The organism is Kitasatospora sp. NPDC004799, assembly GCF_040609095.1.
Classification (GTDB): domain Bacteria; phylum Actinomycetota; class Actinomycetes; order Streptomycetales; family Streptomycetaceae; genus Kitasatospora.
Genome location: NZ_JBEXJK010000120.1, coordinates 1 through 20502, shown reverse-complemented (window position 1 = coordinate 20502; position 20502 = coordinate 1). Strand labels below are relative to the sequence as shown.

Here is a 20502-nt window from a genome sequence, read left to right as displayed (position 1 = left end):
CGGCCGTTGACGGGTGTGTTCCATGTGGCGGGTGTGCTGCGGGACGGGGTGTTGGTGTCGTTGGGTGCGGGTGCGGTGGGGGAGGTGTTGCGGTCAAAGGTGGACGGTGCGTGGGCGTTGCACGAGGTGACGCGGGAGCGGTGCCCGGGGTTGGCGGCGTTCGTGGTGTATTCGTCGGTGTCGGGTCTGGTGGGGAGTGCCGGTCAGGCGAACTACGCGGCGGCGAACGCGTTCCTGGACGCGTTGGCGCAGGAGCGGTCGGCCCGGGGCCTGCCGGGTCTGTCGCTGGCGTGGGGGTTGTGGGAGCAGGAGTCCGGCATGACCGCCGGCCTCGACGAGGGCGACCTCGACCGCATCCGGCGCTCCGGTGTGCTGCCCCTGCCCACGGCGCGCGCCCTCGACCTGCTCGACCTCGCGCTCCGCGCCGACCGGCCCGTGGTGGCCCCCGTGCGCCTCGACACCCTCGGCCTGCGCGAGCGCTCCGCCGAGCCGGTGCCCTCCGTGCTGCGCCGACTCGTCCGCCGCCCGCGCCGGATCGCTGCCACCGGTGCCGAACCGCTGTCCCTGGCCGGCCTGCTGTCCGGCAGCCGGGAGGACGAGCGGGGCCGCCGGCTGCTCGACCAGCTGCGCGATCTGCTGCTGGAACACCCCGAGGTCTCCCACGCCGTCCCGGTCCTGGTACGGGCCGACGGTCCCGCCGACGGAACCGGCGGCCGCGCGGACGACACCGACGGTGCTGCGGACGGAGCGGACGGCGCTGCGGACGGAGTGGACGGCGCCGGCGATCAGGAGCGGACGACGGCGAGGGCCGAGGCCGGGATCACGGCCTACGTCCTGCCCAGCCCGACCCCGCAGGTGCTGCGGGAACTCCGCGACCGCCTGCCCGCCCACCTCGCCGCCGTCGAGATCCTCGGCGCCGACGAGCCGCACGCCCGGCAGGAGGTCCTCCGCGGACTCTTCGCCGAACTGCTCGGTCTCACCCACGTGGCAGCCGGCGACAGCTTCTTCGACATGGGCGGGCAGTCCCTCCTCGCCACCCGTCTGATCAGCCGCGTCCGCGGTGTCCTCGGGGCCGAGATCCAGCCCCGCGAGCTGTTCGAGCACCCGAGCCCGGACGCCCTGGCGCTCCGCCTCGGTGACGGGACCGGGGAGCGGCGCACCCGGCTCGCGCCGGTCGCGCGCCCGGACGTGCTGCCGCTGTCGTTCGCGCAGCAACGCCTCTGGTTCCTCAACAAGTTGGAGGGCCCGTCGGCGACGTACAACGTGCCGCTCGCGCTGTGGATGTCCGGGGAACCGGACCCGGCGGCGCTCGCCGCCGCGCTGAACGACGTGGCGGGCCGGCACGAGTCGCTGCGGACCGTGTTCGCGGAGGCGGACGGCGAGCGGAGCCAGCGGGTGCTGGCCGAGTTCCGGGTGCCGCTGGAGACCCGCCGGGTCGAGACCGGCGAGCTGCGGCGGGAGGTGGCCGGGGCGGCCCGGTACACCTTCGACCTGGAGACCGAAGTGCCCATCCGGGCCTGGCTGTTCAGTGCCGGGCCCTCCGAGCACGTGCTGCTCGTCGTGCTGCACCACATCGCGGGCGACGGGTGGTCCATGGTGCCGCTGGCCCGTGACCTGGCCGAGGCCTACGCGGCCCGGCTCGACGGTGCGGCGCCGCGCTGGGAGCCGCTGCCGGTGCAGTACGCGGACTACACCCTCTGGCAGCGGGACCTGCTGGGCGAGGCGGACGACCCCGACAGCCTCTTCGGGCGCCAAGTGGACTACTGGCGCGAGAAGTTGGCCGACCTCCCGGAGGAGGTGAGCTTCCCCGCCGACCGTGCCCGGCCCGCCGTGGCCTCGTACGCCGGGGACGTGACCCCCTTCGCGCTCGACCCGGACCTGCACGGCGCGCTGAGCGAACTGGCCCGCGCCCACGACGCCACCGTCTTCATGGTCCTGCAGGCCGCCCTCGCCGCCCTGCTGACCCGGCTCGGCGCCGGCACCGACATCCCGCTCGGCAGCGGCATCGCCGGCCGGACCGACGAGGCGCTCGACCGGCTGGTGGGCTTCTTCGTCAACATGCTGGTGCTGCGCACGGACACCTCGGGCGACCCGTCGTTCGCCGAACTCCTCGGCCGGGTCCGGGAGACCAGCCTCGCGGCCTACGCCCACCAGGACGTCCCGTTCGAGTCCCTGGTGGAAGAGATCAACCCGCACCGCTCGACCGCCCACCACCCGCTGTTCCAGGTGGCCCTGACCCTGCAGAACAACGAGCAGGCCACGTTCGGCATGCCCGGACTCGACGTCCGCCCGGAGCTCGTCGGCACCGGGACCGCCCGCTTCGACCTCTTCTTCAGCCTGACCGAGAGCCATGGCGCGGACGGCGAGCCCACCGGCATCGACGCCTACGTCGAGTACGCCACCGAGCTCTTCGACGCCGCCACCGTCGACGCCCTGATCCACCGCTGGACCGAGTTCATGCGCGCCCTGGTCCGCGACCCGGCGGCCCCCATCGGTGCGGCGGACGTCCTCACCCCGGGGGAGCACGCGCGGATCGCCGAGTGGAACACCGGCCGCACCGACGACACCGCCGGGTCGAGCCTGCCGGCGCTCTTCGCGGCCCAGGTCGCCCGCACCCCCGAGGCGACGGCCCTGGTCTGCGGCGACGTCGAACTGACCTACCGGGAGCTGGACGCCCGGGCCAACCGGATCGCCCACTGGCTGCGCGGCCGGGGCATCGGCCCCGAGCAGTACGTGGCCGTCCTCCACGAGCGCTCGCCCGAGCAGATCGCGGCCGTCCTCGGCGTCCTCAAGGCGGGCGCCGCCTACGTCCCGCTCGACCCCGAGCACCTCGCCGAACGGGCCGGCCGCATCCTGGCCGACGCCGCCCCGGAGCTGCTCCTGACCACCCGGGCGCTCGCCGACACCCTCGGCGCCCTGCACGACGGCACCGAGACCGTGGCCACCGACGACCCCGGGACGGCCGCCGCCCTGGCCGGCTGCCCCGACCACGACCCGGGACCCGAGGTACCGCTGCACCCCGGCCACCCGGCCTACGTCATCCACACCTCCGGCTCCACCGGCGTGCCCAAGGGCGTCGTCGTCACCCACCAGGGCCTCGGAAGCCTGGCGAGCACCCTGCTGCGGCAGTGCGAGGTCACCCCCGACTCCCGGGTGCTCCAGCTGTCCTCGCCCGGCTTCGACGCGGCCGTGCTCGAACTGACCATGGCCTTCGCTTCCGGCGCCGCCCTCGTCCTGGGCGCCCGGGACCGGCTCGTCGGCGCCGAACTGGCCGACGTGCTGGCCGACCGCCGGATCACCCACGCGCTCATCCCGCCGTCCGTGCTCGGCACCCTGCCGGCCGGCTCCGCCGAGGCGCTCACCGGATTCCGCACCCTGATCGTGGGCGCCGAGGCCTGCGGCCCCGACCTGGTGCGGAGCTGGTCGCCGGGACGCCGCATGGTCAACGCCTACGGCCCGACCGAGTCCACGGTGGTCGCGGCCATCAGCGGGCCGCTCACCGGCCGTGACGTGCCGATCGGACGCCCCGTCGACAACACCCGGGTCCGGGTCCTGGACGGACGCCTGCGGCCGGTGCCCCCGGGCGTCCCCGGCGAGCTGTACCTGGCGGGCGCGGGCCTGGCCCGCGGCTACCTCGACCAGCCCGGGCTCACCGCCCAGCGCTTCGTGGCCGATCCGTTCGGCCCGGCCGGCACCCGGATGTACCGCACGGGCGACATCGCGCGCTGGACGGCGGAGGGGCAGCTGGAGTACCTGGGCCGGGCCGACCAGCAGGTCAAGGTCCGCGGCTTCCGGATCGAACCCGGCGAGATCGAGGCCGCCCTGCGCGAGCAGGCCGGCGTCGCCCAGGCCGTGGTGGTGGTCCGCGAGGACCGCGACGGCGACCCGCGGCTCGTCGCGTACATCGTCCCCGAGGGCGAGGCCGCCGAGGACGACCAGGTGGACGAGTGGCGCGAGATCTACGACGACGTCTACGGCGGTGCCCGGGCGGAAGCCCCCGTGCTCGGCCAGGACTTCACCGGCTGGAACAGCTCCTACACCGGCGGGCCGATCCCGCTCGACGAGATGCGCGCCTGGCGCGACGCCGCGGTGAGCCGCATCACGGAGCGCCCGACCCGGCGCGTCCTCGAGATCGGCGTGGGCTCCGGCCTGATCCTCGGCCCGCTCGCCCCCCGGACCGAGGCCTACTGGGCGACCGACTTCTCCGCGCCCGTGATCGACCGCCTCACCGCCCAGTGCGAGGCCGCGGGGATCGCCGACCGGGTACGGCTGCTGTGCCGGCCCGCCGACGTCATGGACGACATCCCGACCGAGTACTTCGACACCGTCGTCCTCAACTCGATCATCCAGTACTTCCCCGACGCCGACTACCTGGCCAGGGTCCTGGACGGCGCGCTCGGCCGGCTCGCCCCCGGCGGGCGCATCGTCGTGGGCGACGTGCGCCACCGCGGCTCGCTGCGCGCCTTCCAGACCGGGATCCACCTCGGCCACGTGGCGGAGGGCACCACCGGCGAGCAGCTCAGGGCGGCCGTGGAACACGCGGTGGTCATGGAGAAGGAACTGGTCATCGACCCGGACTTCTTCACCGTCTGGGCGCGGCGCCACCCCGAGGCGGTGGCCGGCGTCGACATCCGGCTCAAGCGCGGCACCGACCACAACGAGCTGACCAGGCACCGCTACGAGGTCGTCCTGCACAAGGCGGACGGGACCGCCCGGCCCGAGTCCCTCGCGGACGTCCCGGAACTCGTCTGGGGCCGCGACCTCACCGGCCTCCGGGACCTGGAAGGCCTGGACGCCGTCAGCTCCGGGGCCGGGCCGGTCCGGATCACGGGCCTCCTCAACAGCCGTCTGACCGGCGAGGTCGCGGCGGCGGAGGAACTCGCGCACGAGGCGCCGCCGAGCCGGCTCCGCGCCCTCCTGAGCACGGGTCGGGCCGACGGGAGCGCGCCCGAGGCCGTCGACCCCGAGGCCCTGCACGCCTGGGGCGAGCGGCACGGCTGCCAGGTCCTGACCACCTGGTCGCCCGGGGCGCCGGACGCCCTCGACGCCGTGCTCGTGCCCGGCGGAGCCGCGGACGCCGTCTACACGGACGTGCACCGACCGGCGTACGCCCAGGACAAGCCGCTGTCGGCCCTGGTGAACAACCCGCTGGGCTCCCGGACGACCGGGCGCGTCCTGGCGGGGCTGCGGGACGCCCTGCGGCAGCGGTTGCCCGAGTACATGGTGCCGTCCGCGGTCATCGCCCTCGACGCCATGCCGCTCACCTCCAGCGGCAAGCTCGACCGGCGGGCCCTCCCGGCTCCCGACTACGCGTCGCGGTCGGTACGGGAGCCCCGTTCGGCGCGCGAGGTGGCGCTGTGCGGTCTGTTCGCGGAGGTGCTGGGGGTCGACCGGGTCGGGATCGACGACGACTTCTTCGACCTGGGCGGCCATTCGCTGCTGGCGACGCGGCTGGTGAGCCGGGTGCGCTCGGTGCTGGGTGTGGAGCTGCCGCTGCGTGCGGTGTTCGAGACGCCGACCGTGGCCGGGCTGGCCGAGCGGTCGGGTTCGGGCGGCGCGGTGCGCCCGCAGCTGGTGGCGGGGGTGCGGCCGGAGGTGTTGCCGCTGTCCTTCGCGCAGCAGCGCTTGTGGTTCCTGCACCGCCTGGAGGGTCCGTCGGCGACGTACAACATGCCGTTGGCGCTGCGGTTGTCGGGTGTGTTGGACCGGGCCGCGTTGGCGGCGGCGCTGGACGATGTGGTGGGGCGGCACGAGTCGCTGCGGACGGTGTTCGCGGAGGTGGACGGCGAGCCGTGCCAGCGGGTGCTGAGTGAGGTGTCGGTTCCGCTGGAGACGGTCGAGGTCGAGCCCGCCGGGCTGGGTGAGGCGATGGCCGGGGCGGCCCGGTACGCCTTCGATCTGGCGGCGGAGATCCCGGTGCGGGCGTGGCTGTTCGCCGCGGGTCCGCAGGAGCACGTGCTGCTGGTGGTGCTGCACCACATCGCCGGTGACGGGTGGTCGTTGGTGCCGTTCGCCGACGGTCTGGCGGAGGCGTACGCGGCCCGGTTGGAGGGTGCGGCGCCGGAGTGGGAGCCGCTGCCGGTGCAGTACGCGGACTACACGCTGTGGCAGCGTGAGCTCCTGGACGAGGTGCGTGAGGGGCAGATCGCTTACTGGCGCGGCCAGTTGGCCGGCCTTCCGGAGGAGGTGAGCCTCCCTGTCGACCGTCCGAGGCCGGCCGTGGCCTCCTACGCGGGCGACATGCTGGAGTTCGAGCTGGGCCCGGAGCTGCACCGTGCCGTCGGTGAGGTGGCGCGTGCCCACGACGCCACGTTGTTCATGGTGTTGCAGGCGTCGTTGGCCGTGCTGCTGTCCCGGCTCGGGGCGGGTGAGGACGTCCCGATCGGTTCCCCCGTCGCGGGGCGTTCGGACGAGGCCTTGAACGACCTGGTCGGGTTCTTCGTGAACACGCTGGTGCTGCGCACGGACGTGTCGGGTGACCCGTCCTTCGCCGAACTGGTGGGCCGGGCACGGGAGGCAGGACTCGGTGCGCTGGCGCACCAGGACGTGCCGTTCGAGTACCTGGTGGAGGAGCTCAACCCGCGGCGTTCGGCGGCGCGGCACCCGCTGTTCCAGGTGATGCTGGCGCTGCAGAACACCGAGCGGGCGCGTTTCGCGCTGCCGGGTCTGGAGGTGTCGGCGGAGCCGGTGGGCACGGGTGTCTCCCGGGTCGACCTGACGCTCAGCCTGGCGGAGGAGCCCGAGAGCGGCGGGGTGCGCGGGGTCGCGGAGTTCGCGACGGACCTGTTCGACCGGGCCACCGTCGAGCTGTTCCTGAACCGCTGGAGCCGGCTGCTGGAGCAGCTGACCGCGCGGCCCGAGCTGCCGGTCGGCCGGGCCGACATCCTCACCCCCGAGGAGCGGCAGCAGCTCCTGGCGCGCCGGACCGACACGGAGCTGCCGGCGCGCAGCCTGGTCACGGCCTTCCGCGCGCAGGTCGAGCGGGTCCCGGACGCCGTCGCGGTCGTCGCCGACGGCACCCGGCTCACGTACGCCGAACTCGACGAGCGGGCCGACCGCCTCGCCGAGGAGCTGATCGCCCGTGGTGTCGGCGCGGAACGTCTGGTGGCCGTCGCCATGCCGCGGTCGATCGGCTTCGTGGTCGCGGTGCTGGCCGTGGTCAAGGCGGGCGGTATGTACCTGTCGCTCGACGCGCGCTACCCGGAGAGCCAGGTCCGCAGGATGTGGGCGGACAACGACGTCAACCTGCTGCTGGCCGACGCGCCGACCCGCGTCCCGGCCTTCGTGCCCGAGGACCAGGTCCTGCTGATCCAGGACGGCGCCGCGCACCTGCCGTCCACGGCCCCGTCCCCGTCCGCCCGGCCCGTCGGCGGCCCCGGGGTGCTCCCCGACCCCGACCAGCTGGCCTGCATCATCTACACGTCCGGATCCAGCGGCACCCCGAAGGGCATCGGGCTCACCCACGCCGACATCACCTCCCTGGCCGACGACCCCGCGGTCGGCCGGTACCCCGCGCGGGTGCTGCTCCACTCGCCGACCGCCTGGGATGCCCTGCCGTTCGAGCTGTGGATGCCCCTGCTGCTCGGCGGCCGGGTCGTGATCGCCCCCGATGTGCCGCTCGACGGACCGCATCTGCGGGACATCATCCGCGACCACGGCGTCACCTCCCTGTGGATCACCGCGGGACTGTTCAAGGCGATGGCGGAGGACCGGCCCGACTGCTTCGCGTCCGTCCGCCAGGTCTTCACCGGCGGTGAGGTCGTCCCGCAGGACCCGGTGCGACGCGTCATGGCGGCCTGCCCGGACCTCACCGTGGTGAACGGCTACGGACCGGGCGAGACCACCACCTTCGCCACCCTGCACGAGATGCCGCCCGGCCACGACCCGGAGCCGTCCCTGCCGATCGGCCGGCCGATCACCAACAAGCGGGTGTACGTCCTCGACGAGCACCTCGGCCTGGTGCCGCCCGGTGTGGTGGGCGAGCTGTACGTCGCCGGCGCCGGTATGGCACGCGGGTACCTGGGGCAGCCGGGGCTGAGCGCCCAGCGCTTCGTGGCGAACCCGTACGGCGCACCCGGCGAGCGCATGTACCGCACGGGCGACCTGGCCCGCTGGAACCGCGACGGCCTGCTGGAGTTCGCCGGCCGGGCCGACCAGCAGGTCAAGATCCGCGGCTTCCGGATCGAGCCGGGCGGGATCGAGTCGGCGCTGCGGCGGTGCACCGGGGTGACCCACGCCACCGTCCTCGTCCACACCGTCCGGGAAGGCGATGTCCGTCTCGTCGCGTACGTGGTGACCGAGCCCGGCACCGCGTTCGACCCGTCCGCGGTCGCCGAGGAACTGCGCGGGCAGCTCCCGGAGTACATGGTTCCCTCCCTGATCACGGCTGTTCCCGCGATACCCCTGACGCCGAACGGGAAGGTGGACCGGGCCGCGTTGCCGGTGCCCGACTTCGGTGCGCTGGTGTCGGAGGGCGGCCGGGGGCCTCGTTCGGCGCGCGAGGTGGCGCTGTGCGAGGTGTTCGCGGAGGTGCTGGGGGTCGACCGGGTCGGGATCGACGACGACTTCTTCGACCTGGGCGGCCACTCGCTCCTGGTGATGCGGTTGATGGGCCGGGTCCGTGAGCGGTTGGGTGCCGAGCTCTCGGTGCGTGCGGTGTTCGAGGCGCCGACGGTGGCGGGTCTGGCCGAGCGGTTGGTTTCCGGTGGTGCGGTGCGGGCGGAGTTGGTGGCGGGGGTGCGGCCGGAGGTGTTGCCGTTGTCCTTCGCGCAGCAGCGGCTGTGGTTCCTGCACCGGTTGGAGGGTCCGTCGGCGACGTACAACATGCCGTTGGGGCTGCGGTTGTCGGGTGTGCTGGACCGTGGTGCGTTGGCGGCGGCGTTGGACGATGTGGTGGGTCGGCACGAGTCGTTGCGGACGGTGTTCGCGGAGGTGGACGGCGAGCCGTGCCAGCGGGTGCTGAGCGGGGTGTCGGCTCCGCTGGAGACGGTGGAGGTCGAGCCCGACGGACTGCGCGAGGCGTTGGCCGGTGCTGCCCGGTACGCCTTCGACCTGTCGGCCGAAGTACCCGTCCGTTCCTGGCTGTTCAGCACCGGCCCGACCGAGCACGTGCTGCTGGTGGTGCTGCACCACATCGCGGGTGACGGCTGGTCCATGGTGCCGTTGGCCCGTGATCTGGCCGAGGCGTACGCGGCCCGGTTGGAGGGTGCGGCGCCGGGTTGGGAGCCGCTGCCGGTGCAGTACGCGGACTACACGCTGTGGCAGCGTGAGCTTCTGGACGAGGTGCGTGAGGGGCAGATCGCCTACTGGCGCGGCCAGTTGGCGGATCTCCCGCAGGAGGTGAGCCTGCCCGCCGACCGCGTTCGGCCGGCCGTGGCCTCCTACGCCGGTGACATGACGGACTTCGTCCTCGATCCGGAGCTGCACGGTGCGCTGAGCGAGCTCGCGCGGTCGTCGAACGCCACGATGTTCATGGTGCTGCAGGCTTCGTTGGCCGTGCTGCTGTCTCGGCTCGGGGCGGGTGAGGACGTGGCGATCGGTTCGCCGGTGGCGGGGCGTTCGGACGAGGCGCTGAACGATCTGGTCGGGTTCTTCGTGAACACGCTGGTGCTGCGGACGGACGTGTCGGGTGACCCGTCGTTCGTGGAGCTGGTGGGCCGGGTGCGGGAGGCGGGGCTCGGTGCGCTGGCGCATCAGGACGTGCCGTTCGAGTACCTGGTGGAGGAGTTGAACCCGCGGCGTTCGGCGGCGCGTCATCCGCTGTTCCAGGTGATGCTGGCGCTGCAGAACACCGAGCGGGCGCGTTTCGCGCTGCCGGGTCTGGAGGTGTCGGCGGAGCCGGTGGGCACGGGTGTCTCCCGGATGGACCTGACGCTCAGCCTGGCGGAGGAGCCCGACGGCGGCGGGGTGCGCGGGGTCGCGGAGTTCGCGACGGACCTGTTCGACCGGGCCACCGTCGAGTTGTTCCTCGACCGCTGGGTCCGGCTGCTGAGGGAGCTGACCGCGCGTCCTGAGCTGCCGGTCGGCCGGGCCGACATCCTCACCCCCGAGGAGCGGCAGCAGGTCCTGGTGGGGTGGAACGACACCGCCCGTGAGGTGCCGGCGACGACCCTGCCGGAGCTGTTCGCCGCGCAGGCGGCGCGGACGCCCGAGGCGACGGCCCTGGTCGCCGGGGCCACGCGGTTGAGCTACGCGCAGCTCAATGCCCGGGCCAACCGGGTCGCCCACTGGCTCATCGCCCAGGGCGTCCGGCCGGGCGACACGGTGGCCGTGGCGCTGCCGAGGTCGGTCGAACTGGTCACCGTGCTGCTGGCCACGCACAAGGCCGGTGCCGCGTACCTGCCGTTGGACCTGGACTACCCGGCGGAGCGCATCGAATTCATGCGCCGTGACGCGGAGCCCGCGTACCTGGTCGACGACCTCGACCTGATCAGCGGGCTGCTCGACGGGGAGGAGGGCGAAGCCACCGAACCGGCCGTCGCCCCGGACCCCGCCCTTCCCGCGTACGTGATCTACACCTCGGGCTCCACCGGGCGCCCCAAGGGCGTCGTCGTCCCGCAGCGGGCCATCGTCAACCGGCTCCGGTGGATGCAGGACGAGTACGGGCTCGGCCCGGACGACCGGGTCCTCCAGAAGACACCGGCGAGCTTCGACGTCTCCGTGTGGGAGTTCTTCTGGCCGCTCATCACCGGCTCCACGCTCGTGGTCGCGGAGCCCGGAGGCCACAAGGACCCGGCGTACCTGACCCGGCTGATCCAGGCGGAGGGTGTCACCACCGTCCACTTCGTGCCGTCCATGCTGGAGGCGTTCCTCGCCGACGGGTCCTCCGCGCACTGCACCGGCCTGACCCGGGTGCTGTGCAGCGGCGAGGCCCTGCCGGCGGACCTGGCCGCGCGGTTCCACGACACGCTGCCCGACGCGGAACTGCACAACCTCTACGGGCCGACCGAGGCCGCGGTGGACGTCACCTCCTGGCACAGCGTCGCCGACTCGGGCGTCGTCCCCATCGGCCGGCCGGTCTGGAACACCCGCCTGTACGTGCTCGACGCGGCGCTCCAGCCGGTGGCTCCCGGCGCTCCCGGCGAGCTGTACCTCGCCGGAGTGCAGCTGGCGGACGGCTACCTGCGGCGGCCGGGAGTGACGGCCGAGCGGTTCGTGGCGAACCCGTACGGCGCGCCCGGCGAGCGCATGTACCGCACGGGCGACCTCGCCCGCTGGACGGCCGACGGGGTCCTCCAGTTCCTCGGCCGGGCCGACCAGCAGGTCAAGATCCGGGGCTTCCGGATCGAGCCGGCCGAGATCGAGGCGGCTCTCACCGCCCATCCGGCGGTCCGCCAGGCCCTCGTCGTCGCCCGGGAGAACAACCTGGTGGCGTACGCGGTGCCGGGGCAGGACGCCGGGATCGACACCCGGCAGCTCCGGGAACACCTGCGGACCACTCTGCCGGAGCACATGATCCCGGCGGCCGTCGTCCCCCTGGACCGGCTTCCCCTGACGCCGAACGGGAAGGTGGACCGGGCCGCGTTGCCGGTGCCCGACTTCGGTGCGCTGGTGTCGGAGGGGGGCCGGGGGCCTCGTTCGGCGCGCGAGGTGGCGCTGTGCGAGGTGTTCGCGGAGGCGTTGGGGGTCGACCGGGTCGGGATCGACGACGACTTCTTCGACCTCGGTGGCCATTCGCTGCTGGCGACGCGGCTGGTGAGCCGGGTGCGCTCGGTGCTGGGCGTGGAGCTGCCGCTGCGTGCGGTGTTCGAGGCGCCGACGGTGGCGGGGCTGGCCGAGCGGTTGGCTTCCGGTGGTGCGGTGCGGGCGGAGTTGGTGGCGGGGGTGCGGCCGGAGGTGTTGCCGTTGTCCTTCGCTCAGCAGCGTCTGTGGTTCCTGCACCGCTTGGAGGGTCCGTCGGCGACGTACAACATGCCGTTGGGGCTGCGGTTGTCGGGTGTGTTGGACCGGGCCGCGTTGGCGGCCGCGTTGGACGATGTGGTGGGGCGGCACGAGTCGTTGCGGACGGTGTTCGCGGAGGTGGACGGCGAGCCGTGCCAGCGGGTGTTGAGCGGGGTGTCGGTTCCGCTGGAGACGGTGGAGGTCGAGCCCGACGGACTGGGCGAGGCGTTGGCCGGTGCGGCCCGGTACGCCTTCGACCTGTCGGCCGAAGTGCCCGTCCGTTCCTGGCTGTTCAGCACCGGCCCGACCGAGCACGTGCTGCTGGTCGTGTTGCACCACATCGCGGGTGACGGGTGGTCGTTGGTGCCGTTGGCCCGTGATCTGGCCGAGGCGTACGCGGCCCGGTTGGAGGGTGCGGCGCCGGAGTGGGAGCCGCTGCCGGTGCAGTACGCGGACTACACGCTGTGGCAGCGTGAGCTCCTGGACGAGGTACGTGAGGGGCAGATCGCTTACTGGCGCGGCCAGTTGGCGGGCCTCCCGGAGGAGGTCAGCCTCCCCGCAGACCGTCCGAGGCCGGCCGTGGCCTCGTACGCGGGCGACATGACCTCGTTCGAGCTGCGCCCGGACCTGCACCGCGCACTGGGTGACCTCGCGCGGTCGTCGAACGCCACGATGTTCATGGTCCTGCAGGCTTCGTTGGCCGTGCTGCTGTCCCGACTCGGCGCGGGCGAGGACGTGGCGATCGGTTCTCCCGTCGCGGGGCGTTCGGACGAGGCGCTGAACGACCTGGTCGGGTTCTTCGTGAACACGCTGGTGCTGCGCACGGACGTGTCGGGTGACCCGTCCTTCGCCGAACTGGTGGGCCGGGCACGGGAGGCGGGGCTCGGTGCGCTGGCGCATCAGGACGTGCCGTTCGAGTACCTGGTGGAGGAGTTGAACCCGCGGCGTTCGGCGGCGCGGCACCCGCTGTTCCAGGTGATGCTGGCGCTGCAGAACACCGAGCGGGCGCGTTTCGCGCTGCCGGGTCTGGAGGCGGCCGAGGAGCCGGTGGGCACGGGCGTGTCCCGGGTCGACCTGACGCTCAGCCTGGCGGAGGAGCCCGAGAGCGGCGGGGTGCGCGGAGTCGCGGAGTTCGCGACGGACCTGTTCGACCGGTCCACCGTCGAGCTGTTCCTCGACCGCTGGGTCCGGCTGCTGGAGCAGCTGACCGCGCGGCCCGAGCTGCCGGTCGGCCGGGCCGACATCCTCACCTCCGACGAACACCGCGAACTGTCGCGGCTGGACTACGTCCTGGACCGGAACCTGCGGCTCGTGCCGCGGGGTGTCGTGGGCGAGCTGTACGCCAGGGGCGCGGAGAGCGACCTGGCCGGCACCGACCCGGAGCGCTGGGTGCCGGACCCGTTCGGCACGCCGGACGCGCGGATGTACCGCACGGGCGAGCTGGCCCGCCGCCGGATCGGCGACGGGCACCTGGAACTCGTCGGCCCCGCAGACCCGCAGGCGGCCGCCCTGGAGCTCGAAGCCGTGCTGCGGACGCTGCCCGGCGTCGCCGAGGCCACCGTGGTGGTGGACGGGGAGACGGCGCGGTCGGTCGCCTACGTGGTGCCGCTCGTCATGAACCAGTTCTCCGTGTCGCGTGTGCACGAGGACCTGAAGCACCGGCTGCCGGAGCACCGGCTGCCCGCTGTGATCATGCCCGTTCCCGCCCTCCCGCTGACGGCGGACGGTGCGCTCGACCGGGACGCCCTGCCCGACCCCGACCACACGCCGCAGTCGATGCGGACCTCGCGGTCGCCGCAGGAGGAGATCCTCTGCGGTCTGTTCGCGGAGGTGCTGGGGGTCGACCGGGTCGGGATCGACGACGGGTTCTTCGGTCTGGGCGGCCACTCGTTGATGGCGACGCGGCTGGTCAGCCGGGTGCGCTCGGTGCTGGGCGTGGAGCTGCCACTGCGTACGGTGTTCGAGTCGCCGACGGTGGCGGGGCTGGCCGAGCGGTTGGCTTCCGGTGGTGCGGTGCGGGCGGAGTTGGTGGCGGGGGTGCGGCCGGAGGTGTTGCCGTTGTCCTTCGCGCAGCAGCGCCTGTGGTTCCTGCACCGCTTGGAGGGTCCGTCGGCGACGTACAACATGCCGTTGGCGCTGCGGTTGTCGGGTGTGTTGGACCGGGCCGCGTTGGCGGCGGCGCTGGACGATGTGGTGGGCCGGCACGAGTCGCTGCGGACGGTGTTCGCGGAGGTGGACGGCGAGCCGTGCCAGCGGGTGCTGAGTGAGGTGTCGGTTCCGCTGGAGACGGTGGAGGTCGAGCCCGACGGACTGGGCGAGGCGTTGGCCGGTGCAGCCCGGTACGCCTTCGATCTGGCGGCGGAGATCCCGGTGCGGGCGTGGCTGTTCGCCGCGGGTCCGCAGGAGCACGTGCTGCTGGTGGTGTTGCACCACATCGCCGGTGACGGCTGGTCGTTGGTGCCGTTCGCCGGCGGTCTGGCGGAGGCGTACGCGGCCCGGTTGGAGGGTGCGGCGCCGGAATGGGAGCCGCTGCCGGTGCAGTACGCGGACTACACGCTGTGGCAGCGCGAGGTCCTGGACGAGGTGCGTGAGGGGCAGATCGCCTACTGGCGCGGCCAGTTGGCGGGCCTCCCGGAGGAGGTCAGCCTCCCCGCCGACCGTCCGAGGCCGGCCGTGGCCTCCTACGCGGGCGAGACGACCTCGTTCGTCATCGATCCGGAGCTGCACGGTGCGCTGAGCGAGCTCGCGCGGTCGTCGAACGCCACGATGTTCATGGTGTTGCAGGCGTCGTTGGCCGTGCTGCTGTCCCGGCTCGGGGCGGGTGAGGACGTCCCGATCGGTTCTCCCGTCGCGGGTCGTTCGGACGAGGCGTTGAACGACCTGGTCGGGTTCTTCGTGAACACGCTGGTGCTGCGGACGGACGTGTCGGGTGACCCGTCCTTCGTGGAACTGGTGGGCCGGGTACGGGAGGCGGGGCTCGGTGCGCTGGCGCATCAGGACGTGCCGTTCGAGTACCTGGTGGAGGAGTTGAACCCGCGGCGGTCGGCGGCGCGGCACCCGCTGTTCCAGGTGATGCTGGCCCTGCAGAACACCGAGCGTGCGGGATTCGCGCTGCCGGGCCTGGAGGTGGCCGAGGAGCCGGTGGGCACGGGCGTGTCCCGGGTCGACCTGACGCTCAGCCTCGTCGAGGAGTCCGGTCACGGGGTGCGCGGGGTCGCGGAGTTCGCGACGGACCTGTTCGACCGGGCCACCGTGGAGCTGTTCCTCGACCGGTGGGTCCGGCTGCTGAAGGAGCTGACCGCGCGGCCCGAGCTGCCGGTCGGCCGGGCCGACATCCTCACCCCCGAGGAGCGCCGGCAGGTCCTGGCGGGCTGGAACGACACCGCCCGTGAGGTGCCGGCGACGACCGTGCCGGAGCTGTTCGCCGCGCAGGCGGCGCGGACGCCCGAGGCGACGGCCCTGGTCGCCGGGGCCGTGCGGTCGAGCTACGCGCAGCTCAATGCCCGGGCCAACCGGGTCGCCCACTGGCTCCTCGCCCAGGGCGTCCGACCGGGCGACACGGTGGCGCTGATGTACGAGCGGTCGGCCGACCTGATCGCGGCGATCCTCGGCGTCCTCAAGACGGGTGCGGCCTACCTGCCGGTCGACCCCGAGTTCCCGAGCGCCCGGGTGACGCACATCCTCACCGAGGCCGCGCCGGCGCTCCTGCTCACCAGCGAGGCCGTCGCCACGGGCGTCGGAGCGGGGGCTCTCGCGGAGCGTCCGTCCTCGGCGACGGTGGTCACCGACGCCCCGGACACCGCGGCCGCCCTGGCCCTGTGCCCGGACACCGACCCGGAGCCGGTCGCCCGTGCCGCGGACCCGGCCTACGTCCTGTACACCTCCGGATCCACGGGCGCGCCCAAGGGCGTGGTCGTGGAGCACGGGGCACTGTCGAACTTCCTCGCCGACATGGCCGAGCGCTTCCCGCTGACCGCCGAGGACCGCTGGGTGGGCGTGACCACCGTCGGGTTCGACATCTCCGTGCTGGAGATCTGCCTGCCGCTGACCAGGGGGGCCACGCTCGTGCTCGCCGACCGCGACACGGCCCGCACGCCCGCCGCGCTCGCCGGTCTGCTCCGGTCCACCGGCGCCACCGTCATGCAGGCGACCCCCACGCTGTGGCGCGCGCTCGCCGACGAGCAGCCGCAGTGCCTCGACGGGCTCCGGGTCCTGGTGGGCGGCGAGGCGCTCCCGCCGGACCTCGCGCGGACCCTCGCGGCCCGCGCCGCCGAGGTGGTCAACCTGTACGGACCGACCGAGACCACCATCTGGTCCACCTCGGCCGTGATCGGCTCCGGTGCGACACCGGAGCGCACGCCCATCGGGACGCCGATCGCCAACACGCGGGTCCACGTCCTCGACGAGCGCCTCGGCCTGGTGCCGCCCGGCGTGGTGGGCGAGCTGTACATCGCCGGCGCCGGCGTGGCGCGCGGGTACCTGGGGCAGCCGGGGCTGAGCGCCCAGCGCTTCGTCGCGGACCCGTACGGCCCGGCCGGTACCCGGATGTACCGCACCGGTGACCTGGTGCGCTGGAACCGGGACGGCCTGCTGGAGTTCGCCGGCCGGGCCGACCAGCAGGTCAAGATCCGCGGCTTCCGGATCGAACCCGGCGAGATCGAGGTCCTGCTCCGGGAACAGCCCGGAGTGGCGCACGCCGTGGTGGTGGTCCGGGAGGACCGGCCGGGGGACCAGCGGCTGGTCGCCTACGTGGTGCCCGACGGGGCGGCCGACGCGCCGCACCTCGCCGAGCGCCGCGACCTGCGGGACGCCCTGCGCCTGCGGCTGCCCGAGTACATGGTGCCGTCGGCCGTGCTCACCCTGGCCGGCCTGCCGCTGACCCCCAACGGCAAGCTCGACCGCCGTGCCCTGCCGGCCCCGGACCAGGGCGCCGCCGCCGGACGCGGGCCCGCCACCCCCCAGGAGGCGGTGCTGGCCGAGCTGTTCGCCGACGTCCTCGGGGTGGAGCGGGTCGGAGTGGACGACGGGTTCTTCGACCTGGGCGGCCACTCCCTGCTCGCCACCCGGCTGATCGGCCGGATCCGGGACGTGCTGGGCGTGGAGCTGCCCCTGCGGGCGCTGTTCGAGACGTCCAGCGCGGCCGGGCTCGCCCGCCGCCTGGAGGCGGACCACGACGGCTCGGCCGACGCCTTCGGTGTCGTCCTGCCGCTGCGGCCCCGTCCCGAGGGCGTGCCGCTGTTCTGCGTCCACCCGGGCGGCGGCCTGAGCTGGTCGTACGCCGGACTGCTGCGCCACCTGCCCGCGGAGGTGCCCCTCTACGGCCTCCAGGCCCGCGGACTGTCCGAGCCGGACGACCTCCCGGGCAGCGTCGAGGAGATCGCCGACGACTACGTCGCCGAGCTCCTCCGGCTGCGGCCCGAGGGCCCCTTCCCGCTGCTGGGCTGGTCGTTCGGCGGGGTGGTCGCCCACGCCATGGCGGCCCGGCTGCGGGAGCGCGGGTTCGACGTCCCGTTCCTGGTCATCCTCGACGCGCAGCCCGCGCGGCCCAGGACCGCCGAGGAACTCGCCGAGGAGGCGGCGCTCGACACGTCCATGGTGCACCGGACGCTGCTGACGGCGTTCGGGGTGCCCGTCGGCGACGAGGAGCCGATCACCTACGAGCGGTTCACGGAACTGGCCCGTCGCCACGACGCGGCCGTGGCCGACTTCACCGAGGAGCGGATCGCCGACGTCCTCCGGGTCATGGCCAACGACATCCGGATCAGCCCGGCCCACCGGCACACGCCGGTGGCGACGGAGGCCCTCGTGTTCGCGGCCACCCGGAAGGACCCGTCCGGCCTGGTCACCCCGGAGATGTGGGCCCCGTACATCGACGGCCCGCTCGAGCACCGCACGGTCGACTGCGGCCACGCCGACATGGCCGGCCCGGAGGCGCTGCGGGTCATCGGGCCGCTCCTCGCGGAGAGGATGCGCCGGCTCTCCTGAGTCGCGTCGGAGCCGTGGATCCACGGCTCTGCGGATCCGTGGACACAGGGATTCCGCAGACACAGGGATTCCGCACACGCGGAGATTCCGTAGACACCGAGATGAGGACATCGCATGACGAACCCGTTCGACGATCCGGACGCCGCCTACCTCGTGCTCGTCAACGACGAGGGGCAGCACTCCCTGTGGCCGGCCTCCCTCGCGGTGCCCGGGGGCTGGGCGGTCGCCCACGCCGAGGACACCCGCGACACCTGCCTGGAGTACATCGACCGGGAGTGGACCGACATGCGGCCGCTCAGCCTCGCGAGGAGCATGTAGCCATGACCGGAGCCCCACAGATCCAGGACGCGGTCCACCGCTACTACTCGCTGGTCGACGCCAACCGCTTCGACGAACTGGTGGAACTCTTCACCACCGACGCGACCTACGAACGGCCGGGCTACCAGCCGTTGGTGGGACGGGGCGAGCTGACCGCCTTCTACCGGGGGGAGCGGGTCATCGCCGCCGGTAGGCACACGGTCGACGAGCTGCTGGCGTCCGGGCAGGAGGCCGCGGTGCGCGGCAGTTTCACCGGAACGCTCAAGGGGGGTGACGCGGTGAGCCTGCGGTTCGCCGACTTCTTCCGGACGGACGGCAACGGCCTCTTCGCCCACCGCGTCACGTACTTCTTCGCCCCCTTGGTGTGACGACCCCTCGGTGCGAGTGCCGCTACGGGGTCTCGTCGGCGCGGCCGAGGACCAGGTCCACGAAGGCCCGCGCCGTCGAGTTCCCGTAGAACTCGCGGGGTGTCACCTTGGGCAGCCCCCGTTGCCGCAGGTCCGACAGCATGCGGACGACCAGGAGGGAGTTGCCGCCGAGTTCGAAGAAGTTGCCGTCGGGCTCCACGTCGACGCCCAGCAGACCGGACCACACGGCGAGGATCTCGGCCCCGAGGTCGCCCTTCGCCTCCGGGTCCGCCGCAGCGCCGTCCCGGTCCGCGTCCGTGTCCGTGTGGGGGACCGGGGCCGGGGCCGCGGTCGGCGCCGGAGCGGGGACGGGGAGGGGCGAGGGGGCCGGGAGCCGGGAGAGGTCCGGCTTGCCGTTGACGGTCAGCGGGATGCCGGGCACCTCGGTGAGGGCGGCCGGGAGCATGTGGCTCGGCAGCAGACGGCGGGCCGTCCGCCACACCTCCTCCACCGAGCCGCCGTCCCGGAGCACCGCGTAGGCGTCGATGCGGGCGCGGGCCGGGTCCCCCGCCTCGCCCTCCCGGAAGACGACCGCCGCGTCGGCGACCCCGGGGGCCGAGACCAGGACCGACTTGATCTCGTCCAGCTCGATCCGGTGGCCCCGCACCTTCACCTGGTTGTCCAGCCGGCCGAGGTGGTCGAGCCGGCCGTCCGGCCTCAGCCGGCCCCGGTCGCCGCTGCGGTAGACGCGCTCCCCGGTCACCGGGTCGTCGAGGAAGCGGGCCGCCGTCAGCTCGGGACGGCCGAGGTAGCCGTCGGCCACCCCGGCGCCGCCCACGTAGATCTCACCGGCGGGCCCCGGCGGCAGGACATGGCCGTGCTCGTCCCGGACCGACACCCACCAGCCGGGCAGCGCCCGGCCCACGGACCGGGACCGGTCCAGGACCTGGTGCGGGGTCACCTCCTGCGCGGTGACGTGGACGGTCGTCTCCGTGATGCCGTACATGTTGACCAGCCGGCACTCGGCGGGGGAGTGGCGGGCGAACCAGCGCTCCAGCATCGCCGTGTTCAGCGGTTCGCCGCCGAAGACGACCAGCCGCAGGGCGAGCGGTGCGGCCGGCGCCGACCGGATGTCGGCCTCGATGAGCTGGGAGAACGCGGACGGGGTCTGGCTGAGGACGGTCACCCGCCGCCGGGCCAGCAGCTCGTGGAACTCGTCCGGGTCACGGGCCGCCCAGTGCGGTACGACGACCAGCCGGCCCCCGGTGAGCAGGCAGCCCCAGATCTCCCACACGGAGAAGTCGAAGGCGCTGGAGTGGAAGAACGTCCACACGTCGTCCGGTCCGAGACCGAGGTCCGCGGAGGTCGCGCCGACCAGGGCCAGCACGTTGCGGTGGGGGACCACGACGCCCTTGGGGCGGCCGGTGGATCCCGAGGTGTAGATGACGTAGGCGGACGTCTCCGCGCCGGGCTCGCCGGTGCCCGTGGGCTCCGGCGCGGCCGTGGGCTCCGGTGCGTCCAGGAGCTCCTTGGGGGAGACCACGGTCACCCCCTCGATCCGGGGGAAGCGTGCCGGGTCCCCGATGACGATCGGCACCCCGGCGTCGGTCGCGGTGTAGCGCAGCCGCTCCTCGGGGTACCGGATGTCCATCGGGACGTAGGCGCAGCCGGCCTTCAGCACGCCCAGCAGGGTGGTGACGAGCGTGGTGTCCTGCTCCAGGCACACCCCCACCCGTGCGCCGCTCACCCCGAGGGAGCGCAGACCGGCGGCCACCCGCTCCGCCCGGTCGTCCAGCAGGCGGTACGTCAGACCGGTCTCGTCGTCGGTCACCGCGACGGCGTCCGGCCGCCGGCGGGCCAGCTCCGCGATCCGCCCGTCGATGGTGTCCGGCGAGGCCCGCCGCTCCGGCCCGGGCCTGTCGGCCGCGGGCCTGTCGGCCGCGGGGCGGTAGGCCGCGGGGCTGTAGGCCGC

The 20502-nt window shown here is 73.6% G+C and carries 4 protein-coding genes; 3 read left to right on the top strand and 1 reads right to left on the bottom strand.

Going from position 1 to position 20502, the window contains the following annotated elements:
* The first annotated feature begins 15 nt into the window (after positions 1 to 15).
* The 3 genes from ABZW03_RS17590 (at position 16) to ABZW03_RS17580 (ending at position 18551) form a co-directional block, all read left to right on the top strand.
* Positions 16 to 17865, top strand: coding sequence for an amino acid adenylation domain-containing protein (locus ABZW03_RS17590; RefSeq protein WP_355258395.1), 17850 nt, complete (start codon positions 16 to 18; stop codon positions 17863 to 17865).
* Positions 17866 to 17979: 114 nt separating this feature from the next.
* Positions 17980 to 18183: an MbtH family protein gene (locus ABZW03_RS17585; protein WP_355258392.1), complete on the top strand. Its 204-nt coding sequence runs from the start codon at positions 17980 to 17982 to the stop codon at positions 18181 to 18183.
* A gap of 2 nt (positions 18184 to 18185) precedes the next feature.
* Entirely contained in the window at positions 18186 to 18551 is a 366-nt protein-coding gene (locus tag ABZW03_RS17580; protein ID WP_355258389.1) for a nuclear transport factor 2 family protein, read from the top strand.
* Between the two features lie 22 nt (positions 18552 to 18573).
* Here the strand turns inward: ABZW03_RS17580 and ABZW03_RS17575 are convergent.
* Positions 18574 to 20502: amino acid adenylation domain-containing protein (locus ABZW03_RS17575; RefSeq protein ID WP_355258387.1), on the bottom strand; the 1929-nt coding region annotated here is incomplete at its 5' end.